This window comes from Streptomyces sp. NBC_01515, assembly GCF_045040345.1.
In the GTDB taxonomy this organism is placed as follows: Bacteria; Actinomycetota; Actinomycetes; order Streptomycetales; family Streptomycetaceae; genus Streptomyces.
This window is the reverse complement of the sequence record NZ_CP109416.1, coordinates 10,538,598-10,554,858: the sequence shown is the minus strand read 5'-3', so window position 1 is coordinate 10,554,858 and position 16,261 is coordinate 10,538,598. Positions and strand designations below refer to the sequence as shown.

The window sequence follows — 16,261 nt, the reverse complement described above, 5'->3', positions numbered from 1 at the left end:
AAGCTGCAACCGACTCCCTGATAATTTCAGAACGTCGGTTTCTGTCTGGCGACATCAGCAAGTCGCTGTCAGACTAACGCCGGTGACAGTCCCTCAGGAGGTTGGGCGTGAGCGAAGCTCGGTCGAGCACGGGCGCGGGTGCACCCACTGTTCTCCGCATGATCCTCGGCCGGCGGCTGCAGGAGCGGCGACAGGGTGCGAACGTGTCCCTGGAGAACGCCGCCAGGGCCCTGCGGGTGACCTCCCTGACCATCCGCCGTCTGGAGAAGGCCGAGGTCGGCCTCAAACCGCTCTACGTCGAGAAGCTGCTGGAGACCTACGGCGCCGACCGCCAGGAGATCGAGGAGTTCGTCGCACTCGCGGAGCGGGCCAACGAGCCCGGCTGGTGGCACGCCTACCGCGATGTGCTCCCGGGCTGGTTCACCGCCTATGTGAGCCTGGAGACCGGCGCCAAGACCCTGCGTACCTATGAGCCGCACTACGTCACGGGACTTCTACAGACGTACGACTACGCGCGAGGCGTGCTGAGCGGCGGCTTCCCGAACGACAACGACGAAGACCTTGAACGGCGGGTGCAGTTACGTCTGCGCCGCCAGAGTCTGCTGGAGAGGCCGGACTCGCCCACGCTGTGGGCGGTGCTGGAAGAAGCCGTGCTCCACCGGGTGGTGGGCGGTCCCGCTGTCATGCGGGACCAGATAGACCGGCTTCTTGAGGTTGCGGAACTGGACCACGTCAGTGTCGACATCGTCCCGTTCTCGGCGGGTGCCCACGTCGGGGCGTGCGCACCCTTCACCTATTTCCGGTTCCAGGAACCCGAGCTGCCCGACGTCGTCTACAGCGAGATCCTCTCCGCCTCCATGTATCTGGACCAACGGTCCGATGTCGTGGCCCATTTGGAGGCGCACAACAGGATGTCGCTGCTGACCTCGTCCGCGGACAGCAAGGCGCTCTTGAACCGCATGCGCAAGGAGTACTCATGACCACCACGGACGACAAGGTCTACAACGGGATGCCCGCGTCGAACCTCGGCGAGCAGGGCTGGGAATGCCCCTGGAGCGGTCCCAACGGAGGTCAGTGCGTGGAGACGAAGCAACTGGCCGACGGGCGCGTCGCGTTGCGCCAGTCGACCGATCCCGCGGGACCAGCGCTGATCTACACGCCCCAGGAGATGGCCGCGTTCGTCGACGGGGTCAAGCGGGGACTTGCCGACCACCTGATGGCCGGCTGAACACGAGCATGGGCGATGGAGAGCCGGCCCGGCTGCGATCCGCCCGAGACGCCGACGCACACCACTTGAGAGGGAGAGCATGACCAACGCCCACGCCGCGCGGGACATCGACACCAGCAAGCCGCACTCCGCCCGCATGTACGACTACTACCTGGGCGGCAAGGACCACTTCGAGGTCGACAAGCAGGCGGCCGAAGCGGTCTCGAACGTCTTCACCGGCGTCTTCGTCGCCGCCCGGGAGAACCGCGGGTTCATGCACCGCGCCACCCGGGCCCTCGCCCGGGAGCACGGCATCCGCCAGTGGCTCGACATCGGCACGGGCATCCCCACCGAGCCGAACCTGCACCAGGTCGCCCAGTCCGTCGTGCCCGAGGCCCGCGTGGTCTACGCCGACAACGACCCCCTGGTCCTCAAGTACGCCGAGCGCCTGATGCGCAGCACCCGCCAGGGCCGCACCGCGTACGTCCAGGCTGACGTCAACGACCCCGACACGCTCCTCAACTCCCCCGAAGTGGCCGAGATACTCGACTTCGACAAGCCGATCGCGCTGTCCCTGAACGCGCTGCTGCACTTCGTCACCGACGAGCAGGACCCGTACGGGATCGTGGACCGGCTACTGTCGGTCCTGCCGTCGGGCAGCGCCCTGGCCATCAGCCACGTCACCCCGGACTTCGCCCCTGAGATCTGGGAGAAGGTCACCGCGATCTACGACGAGGCCGGGACACCGGTGAAGGTCCGCACGAAGGAAGAGGTCGCGCGTTTCTTCACCGGGCTCGACCTGCTCGACCCGGGCGTCTCCGTCGGCTGGCGCTGGCGCCCCGACCCCGTGACCGAGGAGTGGTCCGAGGACGAGGCGCCCACGGACGCGAAGGTCAGCCTGTGGACCGGGGTGGGCATCAAGCCGTAGCCCCGGCGCGGGACGCCACGACGTTACGTGCGGGAAACCTTGACGACGGCGGTGCCGGATGCCACGATTCCGGCGCCGCCATGTTTGCGTAAACATCTCAACGGACCAGCTCGGCCGACAGATCCGGCCGACGATTCCGACGCAGCATGTTTACGTAAACACCGCGTCGCGGCCGGTGGAGGAAGGGGGACAGGAGGCTCCCGGCGAGCAGGGCCCACCGTGCCCCCACTCCCCCGACACCACCGAGCCCACCGGGACTTGGGACGACGAGCCGACGTCATCCGTCCCGCCCGGTATCCGTTCCGACGGCCGCTCAGCCGCGCGCACGCCTCGTCATGCGCGGAGTCGCCATTCCTGAAAGGGCAAGTCGATGCGCACCATCCCCGCCAGAACCCGCATGCGGGCCACCTTCGTGGCCGTCGCGATCGCCGCGGTCACCGGCACCACGCTGGCCGGCAGCCCCGCCTCCGCCACGCCGAGCACGAACACGTCCCAGTTCAAGGGCGTCAACTGGGCCGACCCGCGCGACAACTACGCCGACGACCCGGTCGTCCTGTCCGGCCTGTCACTCACGGACACCTACGCCCAGACGTACGCCAAGGCGACCCGGGTGATCGCGGCGTTCCGCGCCAACCTCGGTGCCAACACGGTGCGGCTGCCCATCAACCCGTACACGGTGAACGGGAGTTACTGGAAGTCCTACCGTGGGGTGATCGACGCGGCGACGGCCCAGGGGTTCAAGGTCATCGTCTCGTACTGGGAGGGGACGGGCGCCAACAAGGACGGCTTCATCGACGACCCCGCCACGTACTGGCCCATGTGGAACACCGTGGTCAAGGCGTACCAGCACAACCAGCGGGTCTACTTCGAGCCCATGAACGAGCCCCACGGCTACACCGACGCCGAGTGGGCCGACCTCGCCGCCAAGTGGCTGGACACCTACTCCAAGGTGCCGCGCAACCGCGTCTTCGTCAGCGGCGCCGGCTACAACGACCACGTCACCACGGTCTGCGCCGACCCACGCCTGAAGGGCACGTACCTCTCGCTGCACCACTACGGGTTCTGGAAGGACTACGCGACCTACGACCAGTGGGTGAGCGACCTCAAGGAACGCCTCGGCAACTGCGCGAACCGCACCGTGGCCGACGAGTTCGGCGCCCCGATGACGACGGGCCTGAACTACAACGTACCGACGCCCGCCGACAACTCGGTCAACTTCATCCAGGCCGACACCGACACGTTCCGCAAGCTCGGCATGGGCTCGGTGTACTGGCCCGGCCTGCGCACGGACGACACGTACTCGATCCAGAAGCTCATCAGCAACGCGGCCCGCCCCTGGCTGGTCACGACGAACCAGTCCGGCGCCGACCGCCTGGCGTGGGCGTGGGGCCGCGGCAAGCCCGTGAAGTCCTGAGTCACCGCTCCCATCCGATGCCCTGATCCGTGCCTCCCCCGCAACGGGGCACGGCTCAGGGCACGTTGGGCATGGGCCGCGCCGACGGTCAGGCGTCTCCCGCCCTGACGCCGGGAACCTGACGCATCTCCGAGATCCTGCCGTCGGTGACGGAGAAGATCGCGATCACACGGAATTCCTGCCGCCCGGTGTCCCCATCGCCCGCGGCACCTTCACGATGCCGCCCGCGGATAAGGATGTCGTACTCGATGACGACTTCGTCTCCCGCCTCCAGGTAGGTGTGGAACGGCTCCCGGATCTCCACCTCTTCGTATTGCTGGGGATAGATCCCGAAGTGCTTCCGCAGCTCCTCGATGCCGGCCGCCTTGACTTGACCGCAGGTGATGATGCGTCCGTCAGCCGCCCAGAATCGTTGAATGTCGTCGAGGGTGCCGTGATTTCCGGCGTCACTCAGACCGGATATCCACGTGAACATGCCGTGGAAGAAATCCCGATGGCGCACAGTCGCGTTCATTGCTCGGAATGATCCTTTCGCACCCAAAATCACCTTGGTCGACGACCAAGACCGTATCGCACCAATTGGTCACCGCACAAGGAATCCGTCCGGAGTTGACATCTTGGTCACTGACCAAGTTCACTTGCCGTGTTGGTCACTGAACAAGGGCATGCACTCCAGGAGGAAGATCATGGCGAAGACGTGGTTCATCACCGGAGCCTCGAAGGGATTCGGCCGGGAATGGGCGGAAGCCGCGCTCGAACGGGGTGACCGGGTCGCCGCGACCAGCCGTTCCGCAGCCGCCTTCGACGACCTGGTGGAGAAGTACGGCGACGCGGTGCTGCCGCTGCGCGCCGACGTCGCCGACCGGGCGGCCGCGTTCGAGGCCGTGCAGCGGGCGGTCGACACGTTCGGCACGCTCGACGTCGTCGTCAACAACGCGGGCTACGGCCTGTTCGGCATGGTCGAGGAAGTGTCCGAGCAGCAGGCCCGCGACCAGATCGAGATCAACGTGTTCGGCGCGCTCTGGGTCACCCAGGCGGTGCTCCCCCATCTCCGCGCCCGCGGCTCCGGCCACATCATCCAGGTGTCGTCCATCGGCGGCCTCACCTCACTGCCCGGACTCGGCATCTACCACGCCTCCAAGTTCGCCCTGGAAGGCTTCACCGCGAGCCTCGCTGCCGAGGTGAAGGAATTCGGCATCAAGGTCACGCTGATCGAGCCGGCCGGATACGCCACAGAATGGGCGGGACCGTCCGCGGTACAGACCGAGCGCCTTCCGGCCTACGACGGTTTCCGCGCGGCCATGAGCGGTATTTCCTCCCGGCGAGGCGACCCGACCGCGACACGAGCGGCGATTCTCACCGTGGTCGACGCGGAACAGCCGCCCCTGCGGATCTTCTTCGGTCAGGGCCCGCTGGAAAGGATCACCAAGGAGTACCAGGCGCGGCTCGACGAGTGGCGGAATTGGGACGAGGTCGCCAAAAACGCGTTCTGACCCCAAGACGCGACGGCACATCCTCGATCAGAGTACAGCGAGCGCTACGACGCCCTGACGCACCGTCAACTCCCTGCCCGGGGACGCGGTTTGGTCGCCGGGGCCGACTGGAGGATCTGCTCGATTCCGAAGTCGAAGCGCTCGCTGTAGTCGATGGAGACGTAGTCCTCCAGCACCGAGTGGAGGCCCGGGAAATGCTGCTCGTCCACCGTTTCTCGGAGTCGATCGTGGAACGCGGCCGGTGTCGCCTGTTCTTCCTGAACAAGCCCGAGCGTGAAATAGAAGAGGCTCCACGACGTCCACGCGGCCGACTTGCGGGTGGGGCAGCCCTCGAAGAGGACCGTCACCATCCGCTCGGAAAAGGCCAACGTGTTCGGTTCGACGGGAAAGGTCCCGGCGACGAGCAGGGCGCCGTCCCGGTGTCCGAGCATCGCCTGCCTCAACCGCCGGAGCAGTTCGGCCACTTGCTCACGCCAGTCGCCGTGCAGGTCGTCCAGGTCGACCTCGCCCAGGATGGACTCCGCCATCAGGCCGAGCAGCCGGTCCTTGGTCCGGATGTGCCACATGACCGTGTTCATCCGGACGTTGAGTTCGGCCGCGATCGCGCGAGCGGACAGTTTGGCGATGCCGTCCCGTTGCAGGACGACGAATGCGACCTCGACAACACGGTCGAGTGTGATGCCGACTTTGGTCGGGGCAGCGCCTGGCGTCTTGGTCACCGATCGATGCTACCGGGGTCACCATCCACTGGCAGAGGCCGAGGCTCACAAGGTCGCGACCACCTCGATCTCGACCAGAAAGCCCTCGGCGAAGAGGGTCTCCACGCCCACGCACGTACTCGCGGGCGGCGTCTGTCCTTCTCCCCGAGAGCCGGCGATGAGCCCGATCAACTGCTCCGCGTTGTCGGTGTCGTACCCGACGAGATGGATCGTCTCCTTGATGATTTTGCCACGGCTCGAACCGCCGGCGGCCAGCACCGCGTCGATGTTCTCGTAGGCCTTGGCGAATTGCGCCGCCAGATCGCCTCGACCGACGAGTTCCCCTTTGGCGTCCCAGGCGACCTGCCCGGACGTGTAGAGGAGACCGAGGTCAGGAATGGCCAGGCCGTGGGAGATCACGCCGGTGAGGGGCGGGAGTTCGGCAGGATTCAGTGCGACGGGTGACGACATCGGGAGCCTTCCCTCATTTTCCTGGAATCACCGACGTGCACCCTGCGCGTTCACGCGTTCACGCAATCCTCAGCGCGAGTCCGCCGAGTTGCGACGTGACGACGCCGGAATGGGGTGCCGCATCGGAACAGTTGCCGCTGTTGATGCGATCAGGACGGTCGCGACGGCATCGTCCTTGTTGGTGAGACGATGCTCCTTCGACGAATCGAAGTGCACCGAATCCCCGGTGTCGAGCTGAAGCGAAACTCCCGAGATATCGAGAGTGATCGCCCCGGACAGCACGTGCAGCCATTCTTCGCCGACGTGCCGGGCGGTCTTGGTGTTCTTACCGGCTGTCAATTCGAGCCGGATGACGGACATGGTTTCCCGCGGCCCGCTCAGTACGGTGTACCGGCCGTCCTGCCCGTCGCGTGTCATCGCCGCGTCGGCACGCACCAGATGGAAGTCGTCCTGATCGGGTTCCTGCACCAACTCGCTGATGGATACGCCGTAAACGCGGGCGATCTGCAGCAGGCTACCGATGGACGGCTTGCGTACACCCTTCTCCAGGCGCGAGAGATGCGCCGAGGAAATGCCGGTCTGTTCGGCCAGTGTCGTCAGGGTGATGCCACGCTCGCCCCGCATGTCCTTGAGGCGTTGGGCAACCCAGAGATCAGTGTCCTCGATCGGCATTCCCGCACACTAACATGCCCCTGAGGCAATAGACCGGGCCTGAAAGGTACATCGAACGGTCTCCCTCTACACGAGGTTCAGCAGCTCCCGCTCAAGGATGTGCGGGCTCGTGAGCAGTCCGACATGGGTGACATCGCGCAGCGCCACGACCCGGAATCCCCGTTTCTCCGCCGAGGCGGCGATATCGGTGAACAGGGCCTGATCGGCACAGTAGATGTAGGTGACCGCTCTGCTCGCCAGAGCATCCTCGCTCCCGGGACCGAGCGGTTCCTCGTGGGTGAAGCGCGGCATCGGGGTCAGCCTGCTCGAAAGCCACGCCGCCCCCTCGTCGTCCGCCCCGAGCAACCCGGGGTCGAGCGGCGCCACCTCCCACTCGGCGGGCCCCGGCGACTCGGAGAACGCCTTCTCCAGCCACGGCAGCATCGTGAACGCCGACTCACCGGTCACGGGGGCGAACGCGTCCGCGTACACCACCTGCCCGACCCGATCGGGGGCGAGCGCTGCCGCTCCCGTGATCACCATCCCGCCGTAGCTGTGCCCGACCAGGATCGCGTCCACCACCCCTTCGGATGCGAGGAGTTCGGCGATTTCCCGCGCGTGCACGCTCAGGCCGACGTCCGGCGCGGAGAGCTCGTGCCGCTCGGCGAGGCCGGTCAGCGTGGGCGTGAGCACCGTGTGGCCGGCGCTCTCCAACAGGGGGCGCAACCGGTCCCACACCCAGCCACCGCCCCACGAACCGTGTACGAGTACGAACGTTGCCATAGCCCGCTCCTCCTGAGATTCCAAAGCCCCTCGGTCTTCCCACAGAGTCACGGTCCTGCCCTACCCGCGTCAACCTCATGGGCAAAATAAGTTGCCTCACAGGCCAAACACCCGGCGGGCGCAGCTGGCGTCACAGCATCGCGAGCCCCGGTTCGTGCAGGATCTGCGCGGTATTGGCCAGCAGCTCGGAGCCCTGCCTGCCGTCCATGAGCCGGTGGTCGAAGGAGAGCGCCAGCTGGGTGCCCCAGCGAGGCTCGATGCGTTCGTTCCCGTCGTCGTCCCGGACCACCCAGGGCATACGGCGGACGGCGCCGACGGCGAGGATGGCGGCCTCCCCCGGGTTGAGGATCGGCGTACCGGTGTCGACGCCGAACACCCCCACGTTGGTCAGCGTGACGGTGCCGCCGGTCATGTCCTGAGGGGACGTGCGGCCGGCGCGGGCGGTCGCGGTGAGGTCCGCCAGCGCCTGGGCCAGTTCGTGCAGCGACATCCGGTCCGCGCCCTTGATGTTCGGCACGACCAGACCGCGGTCCGTCGCCGCCGCCACACCGAGATTGACGTAGTGCTTCAGGACGATCTCCTGCGCCGCCTCGTCCCAACTGCTGTTCGCCTCAGGCGTCTTGGCCAGCGCGATCAGGAAGGCCCGGGCGAAGAACAGCAGCGGAGTCACCCGCAGATCGCGGAACTCCCGGCGCCCGGCGACGAGTTCACGAAGGCGCATGGTGGCGGTGACGTCGACGGTGATGAACTCGGTGACGTGCGGTGCGGTGAAGGCGGAGGCGACCATGGCGGCGGCCGTGTGCCTGCGAACTCCCCTGATCGGTATGCGGGTTTCGGGACTCCCGGAGGCGTCCGGCGCGGGAGCGGTCTGCGGGGTCGCGCCTCGGGCGGCCTCGTGGACGTCTTCGCGGGTGATGGTGTTCCCGGGTCCGGTGGGCGCGACGGTCGTCAGGTCGACGCCGAGATCCTTGGCGAGTTTGCGCACCGGCGGTTTCGCCGCCGGCCGAGCTACGGCAGGCTCCGGCACGCTGACCGCAACGCTGTCCGCGCGTTGCGGGTGTGCGTGGTGCGCGGGACGCCTTCTGCGACGGCCGGTGCCGGTGCCCTGCGGACCGTAGCCGACCAGCAGTGCGGCCTGTTCCGCATCCGGCTGCTGCGCCACCCCACCGTCCGGCGCTCCGCCCGCCGCCTCGCCCGGTGCGTCGGTGTCGATCGTGATGAGCGGCCTGCCGACTGGTAGCAGGTCCCCAACTTCCGCGTGGAGGGCGCTGACCACGCCGGCGTAGGGCGAGGGAAGTTCGACGGCGGCCTTGGCCGTCTCCACCTCGACGATGATCTGGTTGACCTCGACGACGTCACCGGGCCGGACCGACCAGACGAGGATCTCCGCCTCCGTCAGACCCTCGCCGACGTCGGGAAGCAAGAACTGCTGCGGGCTCGTCACGACGGCGCCCCTCCTAGTAACTCAGGCTGCGGTCAATGGCGTTGAGGACCCGGTCGACACCGGGCAGCCAGTCCGACTCCAGCCGGCTGGGCGGGTAGGGGGTGTCGTATCCCGTGACCCGTACGACGGGTGCTTCGAGGAAGTGGAACTCCTCGTCCTGCAACCGCGCGGCGACCTCGGCACCGAACCCGTGCGAGAAGGCGGCCTCATGGACGACGACGGCCCGCCCGGTGCGGTGCACGGACGCGCGGACGGTCGTGACGTCCCACGGAGACAGACTGCGCAGATCTATGACCTCCACGCTGCGGCCCTCCGCCGCCGCGACGTCGGCCGCTTCCAGGGCGACCGGCACCGTCGGACCGTAGGCGATCAGCGTGACGTCCGTTCCCGCGCGGCGGACGACGGCCTGCTCCAGCGGGAGGGCCGAGGCCGGGTCGACCTCTCCCTTGGTCCAGTAGTGCCGCTTGGGTTCGAGGAACACCACGGGGTCGTCCTCGGCCACAGCCTGCTGGATCATGTGGAACGCGTCGTGCGGGGTGGCGCAGGTGACCACCTTCAGCCCGGCCGTGTGGGCGAAGTACGTCTCCGGTGACTCCGAGTGGTGCTCGATCGAGCCGATGCCACCGCCGTAGGGGATGCGGATCACCACGGGCAGGGAGATGCGGCCCGCCGAGCGGTGCCGGAGTTTGGCGAGTTGGGTGATGATCTGGTTCACGGCCGGGTAGACGAAGCCGTCGAACTGGATCTCGCAGACCGGCCGGTAGCCGCGCATCGCGAGGCCGATCGCCGCTCCGACGATGCCTGCCTCTCCCAACGGGGTGTCGACCACCCGCAGTTCACCGAAATCCTTCCGCAGTCCGTCCGTCACGCGGAACACACCGCCGAGGCGGCCGATGTCCTCGCCCATGAGCAGGACTTGGGGATCGTCGGAAAGGGCTTGGCGCAGGCCGTCGTTGAGAGCCTTGACCATGGAAACGGTCATTTCCGCTCTCCGTCCTGCGGGCCGGTGGAGACGAACTTCATGTGCTGGCGCAGCTGTTGGCGCAGATCTACGGGCATCCGCGCGTAGGTGTGCTCGAAGGGATAGGACGCGTCGGGGTCTGCCAACGCGCGGCAGCCGGCACGCAGTTGTTCGGCCAGGTCCCGCTCGCGCGCTTCGAGGTCGGTGAAGTACTCGTCGGTCACGGCCCCCGTCGACTGAAGGTGGGCGCGCAGCCGGTCCAGCGGGTCCCGGGCGGTCCAGTCCTCGGTCTCCTCGGCGGCCCGGTAACGCGTCGCGTCGTCGGCCGTCGTATGGGCGTTGACGCGGTAGGTGACCGCCTCGATCAGCGTCGGGCCACCGCCGGTTCGCGCCCGGTCCAGCGCCTGGCGCGTCGCGGCGAGGCAGGCGAGTACGTCGTTGCCGTCCACGCGGATGCCGGGAAAGCCGTATCCGGCGGCGCGTTGGGCCGCGGGAATGCGGCTCTGCACGCTGTAGGGGGCGGAGATGGCCCACTGGTTGTTCTGGCAGAAGAAGACGACCGGCAGGTTCTGGGCGGCGGCCCAGATGAACGCCTCGTTCGTCTCGCCCTCGCTCAGCGCGCCGTCGCCGAGGAATGCCAGCACGGCCGTGTCGCGCTCCGGATCGCCCGAGCCGGTGCTGCCGTCCCGGTACAGGCCCATCGCGTAGCCCACCGCGTGCAGGGTCTGCGCGCCGATGACCAGCGTGTACAGGTTGAAGTGGTGTTCGTAGGGGTCCCAGCCGCCCAGCGTGGTACCCCGGAAGAGTCCGAGCAGCGACACCGGGTCGAGGCCGCGGCACCAGGCCACGCCGTGCTCGCGGTAGGTGGGGAAGACCATGTCCCGGTCGTACAGCGCGTACGCGGCTCCGACCTGTGCCGCCTCCTGGCCGCGAAGCGACGGCCACAGGCCCAACTCCCCTTGCCGCTGAAGGGCGATGGCCTCCGTGTCCAGTCGGCGGACGAGCGCCATGTCGCGGTGGAGGGCGGGGAGGTCGACGGTCGCCGGGTCGAGGGGCAACCGCGGGTCCGTACCCAAGTTCCCTGCCGGATCGAGCAGTTGGATGGGCGGATCGGCCAAGGACGTTTCCGACGGCGGGTCTTGTACGGCGTGTGCCATGCGTGTTCTCTTTCCGGGCGACGCTCTCGACGGGGAGAGCGGGTCAACGGGCCTTGTCGGTGCGGGGGTTCAGCGCGGGGCCATGCGCAGGGCGCCGTCGAGGCGGATGACCTCGCCGTTGAGCATCGGGTTGTCGAGGATGTGACTGACCAGGCCCGCGTACTCGTCCGGTGAGCCGAGGCGGGACGGATGCGGTACGGCGGCGCCCAGTTGAGTCCGTGCCTTCTCCGGCAGGCCCGACAGCAGCGGGGTGTCGAACAGCCCCGGCGCGACGGTGACGACACGGATGGCCGAGTCGGCGAGGTCCCGGGCCGCGGACAGGGTCAGCGAGACGACCCCGCCCTTGCTCGCCGCGTACGCGGCCTGGCCGATCTGCCCGTCGTAGGCGGCGATCGACGCGGTGCAGACGATGACGCCTCGATCCCCGTTGTCCGGGGCGTTGTCGGCCATGACGGCGGCTGCGGCGGCGAGCACGTGGAAGGTGCCGAGCAGATTGATCTCGACCACGCGCCGGAAGTCCTCGGCGGGCAGCACTCCCCGCTTGCTCAGGATGCGGCCCGGAGTCGCGACTCCGGCGCAGTTGACCGCCACGCGCACCGGCCCGTGCTCTGCCGCGTGCGCGAAGGCCTGCCGGACCTGGCCCGGATCGGTCACGTCCGCCGCGACGAAATACGCGCGCTCCCCCAACGCGGCTGCTGCGGCCTCCCCTTGGCTGTTCGGGAGGTCCAACAGCACGACGGTACGGCCCTGTCGGTGCAGCCGGTGTGCGGTCGCCCGCCCCAGCCCCGAGCCGCCTCCCGCTATGACGGCGACAGCATCGCGAGATGTCATGGTGCCCGCCTTCCTTCAAGTCGTAGGGAATGTGCAAGTCATGCCAAACGAGGCCGAGTTCAGGAGTCGGCGAGATGGCGGCTGATGACCATGCGCTGGATCTGGTTGGTGCCCTCGAAGATCTGCGTGATCTTCGCCTCGCGCATATAGCGCTCCACGGGGTGCTCACGGACGTATCCGGCACCGCCGAGGACCTGCACGGCATCGGTGGTCACGGCCATGGCGGTGTCCGTCGCGATGAGTTTGGCGATGCTGGCCTGGCGGCTGAACTCCTGGCCGAAGTCCTTGCGCCGGGCGGCGACCAGGTAGGTGGCGCGAGCCGCTTCGGTGCGCGCGGCCATGTCGGCGAGCAGGAATCCGATGCCCTGGTGCTCGATGATGCGGCGGCCGAATGTCCGGCGTTCCCGCGCGTACTCGACCGCGTGGTTGAGCGCCGCCTGTGCGATCCCGACCGCGACCGCGGCGATGCCGAGCCGGCCTGCGTCGAGTGCGGACAGCGCGATCCTCAGGCCCTGGCCGGGCTCGCCGATCAGCCGGTCGCCGGGGATGTGCACATCGTCGAAGTGCATCAGCGCGGTGGTCGAACTCCGCAGCCCCATCTTGCGCTCCGGGGCACCCGCGCTCAGGCCGGGTGATCGGGCGTCGACGTGGAAGCACGAGATGCCGTTGCGCGGATCCTCGGACGTACGCAGGAACGCGGTGTAGAAGTCGGCTTCGCCGCCATGCGTGACCCAGGCCTTGGTACCCCGGGCCACCCACGCCTCGCCGTCACGTGTCGCGCCGGCCCGGATGGCACTGGGATCGGAACCCGCGTGCTCCTCGGACAGGCAGTACGCGCCGAGTGCGGCGCCGCTGAACTGCCAGGGCAGGAGCGTCTGCCGCTGTTTCGCGGAGCCGAAGGCCGAGACGGGGTGGCACGACAGCGTGTGGACGCTGACACCGACGGCGACAGCGGCCCACCGGGCGGCCAGTTCTTCGAGTACTTGCAGGTAGACGGCGTAGGGCTGGCCCCCTCCCCCCACGTCCTCGCCGAACGGAAGGGTCAGCAGCCCAGCCTCTCCCAGGACGCCGAACACCTCCCGAGGAAAGCGGCCCTCCTCCTCGAACTCCGCTGCCCGCGGGGCGAGTTCCTTGTCCGCGATGTCGACCGTCAGCTCCAACAGTTCCCGGGCTTCGCCGGACGGTAGTTCGCGCTCAACCTTCACCGCTGGGTCCCTTCCTCACGCCCTCGAACGGCGGTCGCCGACCAGTTGCAGGCGTTGTCAGTGGACCGGCGGGACACAGGCGGTGGCAATTAAGTTGCGGGTATCTTGCATGTGATGCAAAAAAGTCGAGCGGGGGCAGGCTCACCCGCAAAAAACAGGCACCACGAAGAAGAGGAGGAGGCCCACATGACCGACACGGCACTCATCGACAGCGTCGACCGCGCGATTCTGGAGCTGCTGGTCGAGGACGGCCGCCGGACGATGACGGAGATCGCGGAACGGGTCAGCCTCTCCCCGTCGGCGGTCAAACGCCGGGTCGACCGGCTGGAGCGGGTCGGAGTCATCGCCGGCTACACGGTCACCCTCGACCACGGGAAGCTGGGCTCCGGTTTCGAGGCGTTCGTCGAGCTGCGGTTCGCCGGCGACGTCAAGGTCGAGGCGATCACGATGGCCGCCACCAGCGTCCCGGAGGCCCTGGAGGTCTTCACCGTCGCGGGCGACCCCGACGCCCTGGTCCGCGTCCGGGTGACCAACGTGCAGCACCTGAGAGACGTCATCGACCGGCTCCGGCGCACGGGCGCCGTGATCGGCACGAAGACGCTCATGGTGCTGGGCGCATGGCGCAGGGGCGACTGAGACGACGAACGCCGGACATACCCAGGAGGCAACATTTCTTGCCTCGCAGGTTGACACGAGACGGGAGATGGTTGCAGCCTGAAAGAAATTCTTCGTGACCCGTGACCCGCGCACCCTGAGCCGCGCACCGGAAAGGACGCACCGATGTCCCTCACCACCGGCAGCAACGACATCGACTTCGAGAACACCGAGGAACTGGACATTCCTCGCCTGGCGGAGAGCCGCGAGACCATCGAGGCCGAACGCGCCCACCGCAAGCGGCAGTTGGCGGCGGCCTTCCGGATCTTCGCCCGCTACGGCTTCGACGAGGGCATCGCCGGACACATCACCGCGCGGGACCCCGAGTTCCCCGACAGGTTCTGGGTCAACCCGTACGCGGTGCACTTCTCCAAGATCCGCGTCAGTGACCTGCTTCTCATCGACGAGGAGGGCCGGGTCATGGAGGGCGAGCGCCGGACCAACAAGGCGGCCTTCTGGATCCACTCCTCCATCCACCAGGCCCGCCCGGACGTCGTGGCGGTGGCGCACGCGCACACCATCCACGGCAGGGCCTTCGCGTCACTCGACAAGCTCCTGGACCCGATCGTGCAGGAGTCCTGTGCCTTCTACGACGACCATGTGCTGTTCGACGAGTACAAGGGCCTGGTGCTGGAGCGGACCGAGGGCGAGCGGATCGCCGTCCGGCTCGGCGACCGACGGGCCGCCATTCTCCGCCACCACGGTCTGCTGACGGTCGGGCGGTCCGTCGAGGAGGCCGCGTGGTGGTTCATCACCATGGACCGCGCCTGCCAGATGCAGCTCCTCGCCGACGCCGCGGGCAAGCCCCGCGTCATGACCGAGGAGGAAGTCACCCTGGCCCACCGGCAGTTCAGCAACGCCAACATGGCCCGCCACAACTTCAATCTCCTGGCCGACCTCGTGGTGGAGGAAGAACCCGACGTCCTGGGCTGAGACGCCACGAGCACAACCACCCGCCGACGGCTACACGTCGGGCGCGTAGTGCTTGCCGTCACCCCTGCGCTCCACCGGAGGCAGATTCCGCCGCGGCGTCTCGACCGGTCCTACGGCGAGACCGCGCGCCCGCCGCCAGGCGGCCCGGGCCCTCGGGTGGTAGCGCCGCTCGAACGGCACGAGGTGCCAGCCGAGCGCGACGGTACGGCCCACCAGCCACAGCCCGACCGCACTCCGACGCGACCAGCGATAGCCCAACTTGGCGCGCACCGCGGGCGGATACATCCCGACGGTGCTCCAGACGAAGGGCCGGGTCAGGGGACCCCTGATCACCCTCCACACCACGTCCGGCAGCCACTTCAGAAAAGGCGGTCTACCGATACGCCCGATGTCGAGCACGGTGCGCGCCGCCCAGTTGTCCTCCAGGGTGTCGGCGCACATCCGCTCGAAGTAGGCGGTGAATCCTGCCCAGTTGGCGGGAGCGGGCCGGTCGCTGACCCCGTAGAGCCGGTACCACTGAAGGCTCTCCGCGTAGAACTGCTCCTTCTGTTCCTCCGTCAGCGGCCGGCCGAAGTACTGGCACAGCAGCACCGGGACCATGACGAAGGTGGCGTGCGCCCAGAAGAAGGTGTCCGGGTCGAGGGCGTGATAGCGCCGCCCCTGGCTGTCAACTCCCTTGATACCGACGTGATAGTCGCGGACCTCGCGGGCGATACGGGCCGCGTCCGGGCCGTCGTAGATCACTCCGGCGATCGGGTAGAGGGAGCGGAGCAGGCGTTCCCAGCGCTCCTCGAAGAACTCCGAGTGTTCCTCTACTCCGGCGCCGAGGGCGGGATGCATGTTCTGCATCGACCCGGCCCAGAGGCCGATCAGCATGCCCCGCCAGTCGCTGAAGTACCGCCAGACCAGAGACGACGGACCGAGCGGCTCGGGTGTCGACGGATCGCCGTGGGTGGTCAAGTGCCTCTCCTGACTGCCGAGTTGTGGTTCTTACAGGGCCCACCAGCAGTACAGCCGCCGGTTCTCCGCCGCGGCTCGCCGGGCCAAGCCGGACAACCGATGGAGCATTTCCGACGTCTTGGTGGGTGTGAATCCCAGTTCTTCGACAGCCGCGAACGGCCCTGCCGCCAGGTCCAGTCGCTTATCGGACGCCGTGGCCAGGGCGTCCCGGAGGGTGTCGGAGACGCTGATGACGAAGGCCGCCTCGGCCTCGGGGTCCGAGAGCAGTTGCCCGGAGCGGGGGCGGGCGCGCGCCTCGTCGTAGGTGCAGTCGGTGAGGATGCCTTCAAGCCGCGCCATCACGACCACCGGGTCGACGCCCTTGAGGGACAGCACGTCGAACACCGACGAATCGGGCCCGCCCGGTGCGTCGAGGACGCCGACGGCAGCCTCGTCACTCGTGGCCGAGAAGTAATCGCACATCACCATGCC

General features: G+C 67.9%; 19 protein-coding genes. 7 read left to right on the top strand and 12 right to left on the bottom strand.

The window, feature by feature from the left end:
* Positions 1–107 precede the first annotated feature (107 nt).
* From OG407_RS46665 to OG407_RS46650, 4 genes are all read left to right on the top strand, one after another.
* Positions 108–980 (top strand): helix-turn-helix domain-containing protein, encoded by an 873-nt coding sequence (locus tag OG407_RS46665; protein ID WP_403589172.1) that lies wholly within the window; start codon positions 108–110, stop codon positions 978–980.
* Positions 977–1,228: a DUF397 domain-containing protein gene (locus OG407_RS46660; RefSeq protein ID WP_033279707.1), complete on the top strand. Its 252-nt coding sequence runs from the start codon at positions 977–979 to the stop codon at positions 1,226–1,228. Before OG407_RS46665 ends, OG407_RS46660 begins: the two co-directional genes overlap by 4 nt.
* Before the next feature lie 79 nt (positions 1,229–1,307).
* Positions 1,308–2,135 carry an SAM-dependent methyltransferase gene (locus OG407_RS46655; protein ID WP_405867160.1) on the top strand — a complete coding sequence of 276 codons (828 nt, stop codon included), beginning with the start codon at positions 1,308–1,310 and terminating at the stop codon, positions 2,133–2,135.
* A gap of 370 nt (positions 2,136–2,505) precedes the next feature.
* The gene (locus tag OG407_RS46650) at positions 2,506–3,549 is read left to right on the top strand and encodes a glycoside hydrolase family 5 protein (RefSeq protein WP_405867158.1); all 1,044 of its coding nucleotides are present in this window, start codon (positions 2,506–2,508) and stop codon (positions 3,547–3,549) included.
* Between the two features lie 88 nt (positions 3,550–3,637).
* Here OG407_RS46650 and OG407_RS46645 read toward each other — a convergent pair whose 3' ends face one another.
* The gene (locus OG407_RS46645) at positions 3,638–4,063 is read right to left on the bottom strand and encodes a nuclear transport factor 2 family protein (RefSeq protein ID WP_405867156.1); all 426 of its coding nucleotides are present in this window, start codon (positions 4,061–4,063) and stop codon (positions 3,638–3,640) included.
* A 172-nt stretch (positions 4,064–4,235) separates the two neighbouring features.
* Here OG407_RS46645 and OG407_RS46640 point away from each other — a divergent pair, with 172 nt between their 5' ends.
* Entirely contained in the window at positions 4,236–5,042 is an 807-nt protein-coding gene (locus OG407_RS46640; RefSeq protein WP_405867154.1) for an SDR family NAD(P)-dependent oxidoreductase, read from the top strand.
* Positions 5,043–5,107: 65 nt separating this feature from the next.
* Here OG407_RS46640 and OG407_RS46635 read toward each other — a convergent pair whose 3' ends face one another.
* The 9 genes from OG407_RS46635 to OG407_RS46595 form a co-directional block, all read right to left on the bottom strand.
* Entirely contained in the window at positions 5,108–5,761 is a 654-nt protein-coding gene (locus tag OG407_RS46635; RefSeq protein ID WP_405867152.1) for a TetR/AcrR family transcriptional regulator, read from the bottom strand.
* Between the two features lie 45 nt (positions 5,762–5,806).
* Entirely contained in the window at positions 5,807–6,211 is a 405-nt protein-coding gene (locus OG407_RS46630; protein ID WP_405867150.1) for a RidA family protein, read from the bottom strand.
* Positions 6,212–6,280: 69 nt separating this feature from the next.
* Positions 6,281–6,883, bottom strand: coding sequence for a helix-turn-helix domain-containing protein (locus OG407_RS46625; RefSeq protein ID WP_327398972.1), 603 nt, complete (start codon positions 6,881–6,883; stop codon positions 6,281–6,283).
* 66 nt (positions 6,884–6,949) lie between these two features.
* Positions 6,950–7,645: an alpha/beta fold hydrolase gene (locus OG407_RS46620; RefSeq protein ID WP_405867147.1), complete on the bottom strand. Its 696-nt coding sequence runs from the start codon at positions 7,643–7,645 to the stop codon at positions 6,950–6,952.
* Positions 7,646–7,775: 130 nt separating this feature from the next.
* Positions 7,776–9,089, bottom strand: a complete 1,314-nt coding sequence (locus tag OG407_RS46615) for a dihydrolipoamide acetyltransferase family protein (RefSeq protein WP_405867145.1) — start codon at positions 9,087–9,089, stop codon at positions 7,776–7,778.
* Positions 9,090–9,102: 13 nt separating this feature from the next.
* Positions 9,103–10,071 (bottom strand): alpha-ketoacid dehydrogenase subunit beta, encoded by a 969-nt coding sequence (locus OG407_RS46610; protein ID WP_405867143.1) that lies wholly within the window; start codon positions 10,069–10,071, stop codon positions 9,103–9,105.
* Positions 10,068–11,207: a thiamine pyrophosphate-dependent dehydrogenase E1 component subunit alpha gene (locus tag OG407_RS46605; RefSeq protein WP_405867141.1), complete on the bottom strand. Its 1,140-nt coding sequence runs from the start codon at positions 11,205–11,207 to the stop codon at positions 10,068–10,070. Before OG407_RS46605 ends, OG407_RS46610 begins: the two co-directional genes overlap by 4 nt.
* 69 nt (positions 11,208–11,276) lie before the next feature.
* Positions 11,277–12,038, bottom strand: a complete 762-nt coding sequence (locus OG407_RS46600) for an SDR family NAD(P)-dependent oxidoreductase (protein WP_405867139.1) — start codon at positions 12,036–12,038, stop codon at positions 11,277–11,279.
* Positions 12,039–12,097: 59 nt separating this feature from the next.
* Positions 12,098–13,243: an acyl-CoA dehydrogenase family protein gene (locus OG407_RS46595; protein ID WP_405867137.1), complete on the bottom strand. Its 1,146-nt coding sequence runs from the start codon at positions 13,241–13,243 to the stop codon at positions 12,098–12,100.
* A gap of 186 nt (positions 13,244–13,429) precedes the next feature.
* Here OG407_RS46595 and OG407_RS46590 point away from each other — a divergent pair, with 186 nt between their 5' ends.
* Positions 13,430–13,879 (top strand): Lrp/AsnC family transcriptional regulator, encoded by a 450-nt coding sequence (locus OG407_RS46590; protein WP_327398979.1) that lies wholly within the window; start codon positions 13,430–13,432, stop codon positions 13,877–13,879.
* 144 nt (positions 13,880–14,023) lie between these two features.
* A complete protein-coding gene (locus OG407_RS46585) occupies positions 14,024–14,830 on the top strand; it encodes a class II aldolase/adducin family protein (RefSeq protein WP_405867135.1) in 807 nt (268 codons plus the stop codon).
* A gap of 30 nt (positions 14,831–14,860) precedes the next feature.
* Here OG407_RS46585 and OG407_RS46580 read toward each other — a convergent pair whose 3' ends face one another.
* Positions 14,861–15,790 (bottom strand): oxygenase MpaB family protein, encoded by a 930-nt coding sequence (locus OG407_RS46580; RefSeq protein ID WP_405867133.1) that lies wholly within the window; start codon positions 15,788–15,790, stop codon positions 14,861–14,863.
* A gap of 30 nt (positions 15,791–15,820) precedes the next feature.
* Entirely contained in the window at positions 15,821–16,258 is a 438-nt protein-coding gene (locus OG407_RS46575; RefSeq protein ID WP_405867131.1) for a hypothetical protein, read from the bottom strand.
* Between the last annotated feature and the right edge of the window lie 3 nt (positions 16,259–16,261).

Coding starts and splice junctions, on each gene's coding strand:
- OG407_RS46660 (WP_033279707.1), top strand. CDS start 977: ATGACCACCACGGACGACAAGGTCTACAACGGGATGCCCGCGTCGAAC.
- OG407_RS46655 (WP_405867160.1), top strand. CDS start 1,308: ATGACCAACGCCCACGCCGCGCGGGACATCGACACCAGCAAGCCGCAC.
- OG407_RS46650 (WP_405867158.1), top strand. CDS start 2,506: ATGCGCACCATCCCCGCCAGAACCCGCATGCGGGCCACCTTCGTGGCC.
- OG407_RS46645 (WP_405867156.1), bottom strand. CDS start 4,063: ATGAACGCGACTGTGCGCCATCGGGATTTCTTCCACGGCATGTTCACG.
- OG407_RS46640 (WP_405867154.1), top strand. CDS start 4,236: ATGGCGAAGACGTGGTTCATCACCGGAGCCTCGAAGGGATTCGGCCGG.
- OG407_RS46630 (WP_405867150.1), bottom strand. CDS start 6,211: ATGTCGTCACCCGTCGCACTGAATCCTGCCGAACTCCCGCCCCTCACC.
- OG407_RS46625 (WP_327398972.1), bottom strand. CDS start 6,883: ATGCCGATCGAGGACACTGATCTCTGGGTTGCCCAACGCCTCAAGGAC.
- OG407_RS46620 (WP_405867147.1), bottom strand. CDS start 7,645: ATGGCAACGTTCGTACTCGTACACGGTTCGTGGGGCGGTGGCTGGGTG.
- OG407_RS46610 (WP_405867143.1), bottom strand. CDS start 10,071: ATGACCGTTTCCATGGTCAAGGCTCTCAACGACGGCCTGCGCCAAGCC.
- OG407_RS46605 (WP_405867141.1), bottom strand. CDS start 11,207: ATGGCACACGCCGTACAAGACCCGCCGTCGGAAACGTCCTTGGCCGAT.
- OG407_RS46600 (WP_405867139.1), bottom strand. CDS start 12,038: ATGACATCTCGCGATGCTGTCGCCGTCATAGCGGGAGGCGGCTCGGGG.
- OG407_RS46590 (WP_327398979.1), top strand. CDS start 13,430: ATGACCGACACGGCACTCATCGACAGCGTCGACCGCGCGATTCTGGAG.
- OG407_RS46585 (WP_405867135.1), top strand. CDS start 14,024: ATGTCCCTCACCACCGGCAGCAACGACATCGACTTCGAGAACACCGAG.
- OG407_RS46575 (WP_405867131.1), bottom strand. CDS start 16,258: ATGGTGATGTGCGATTACTTCTCGGCCACGAGTGACGAGGCTGCCGTC.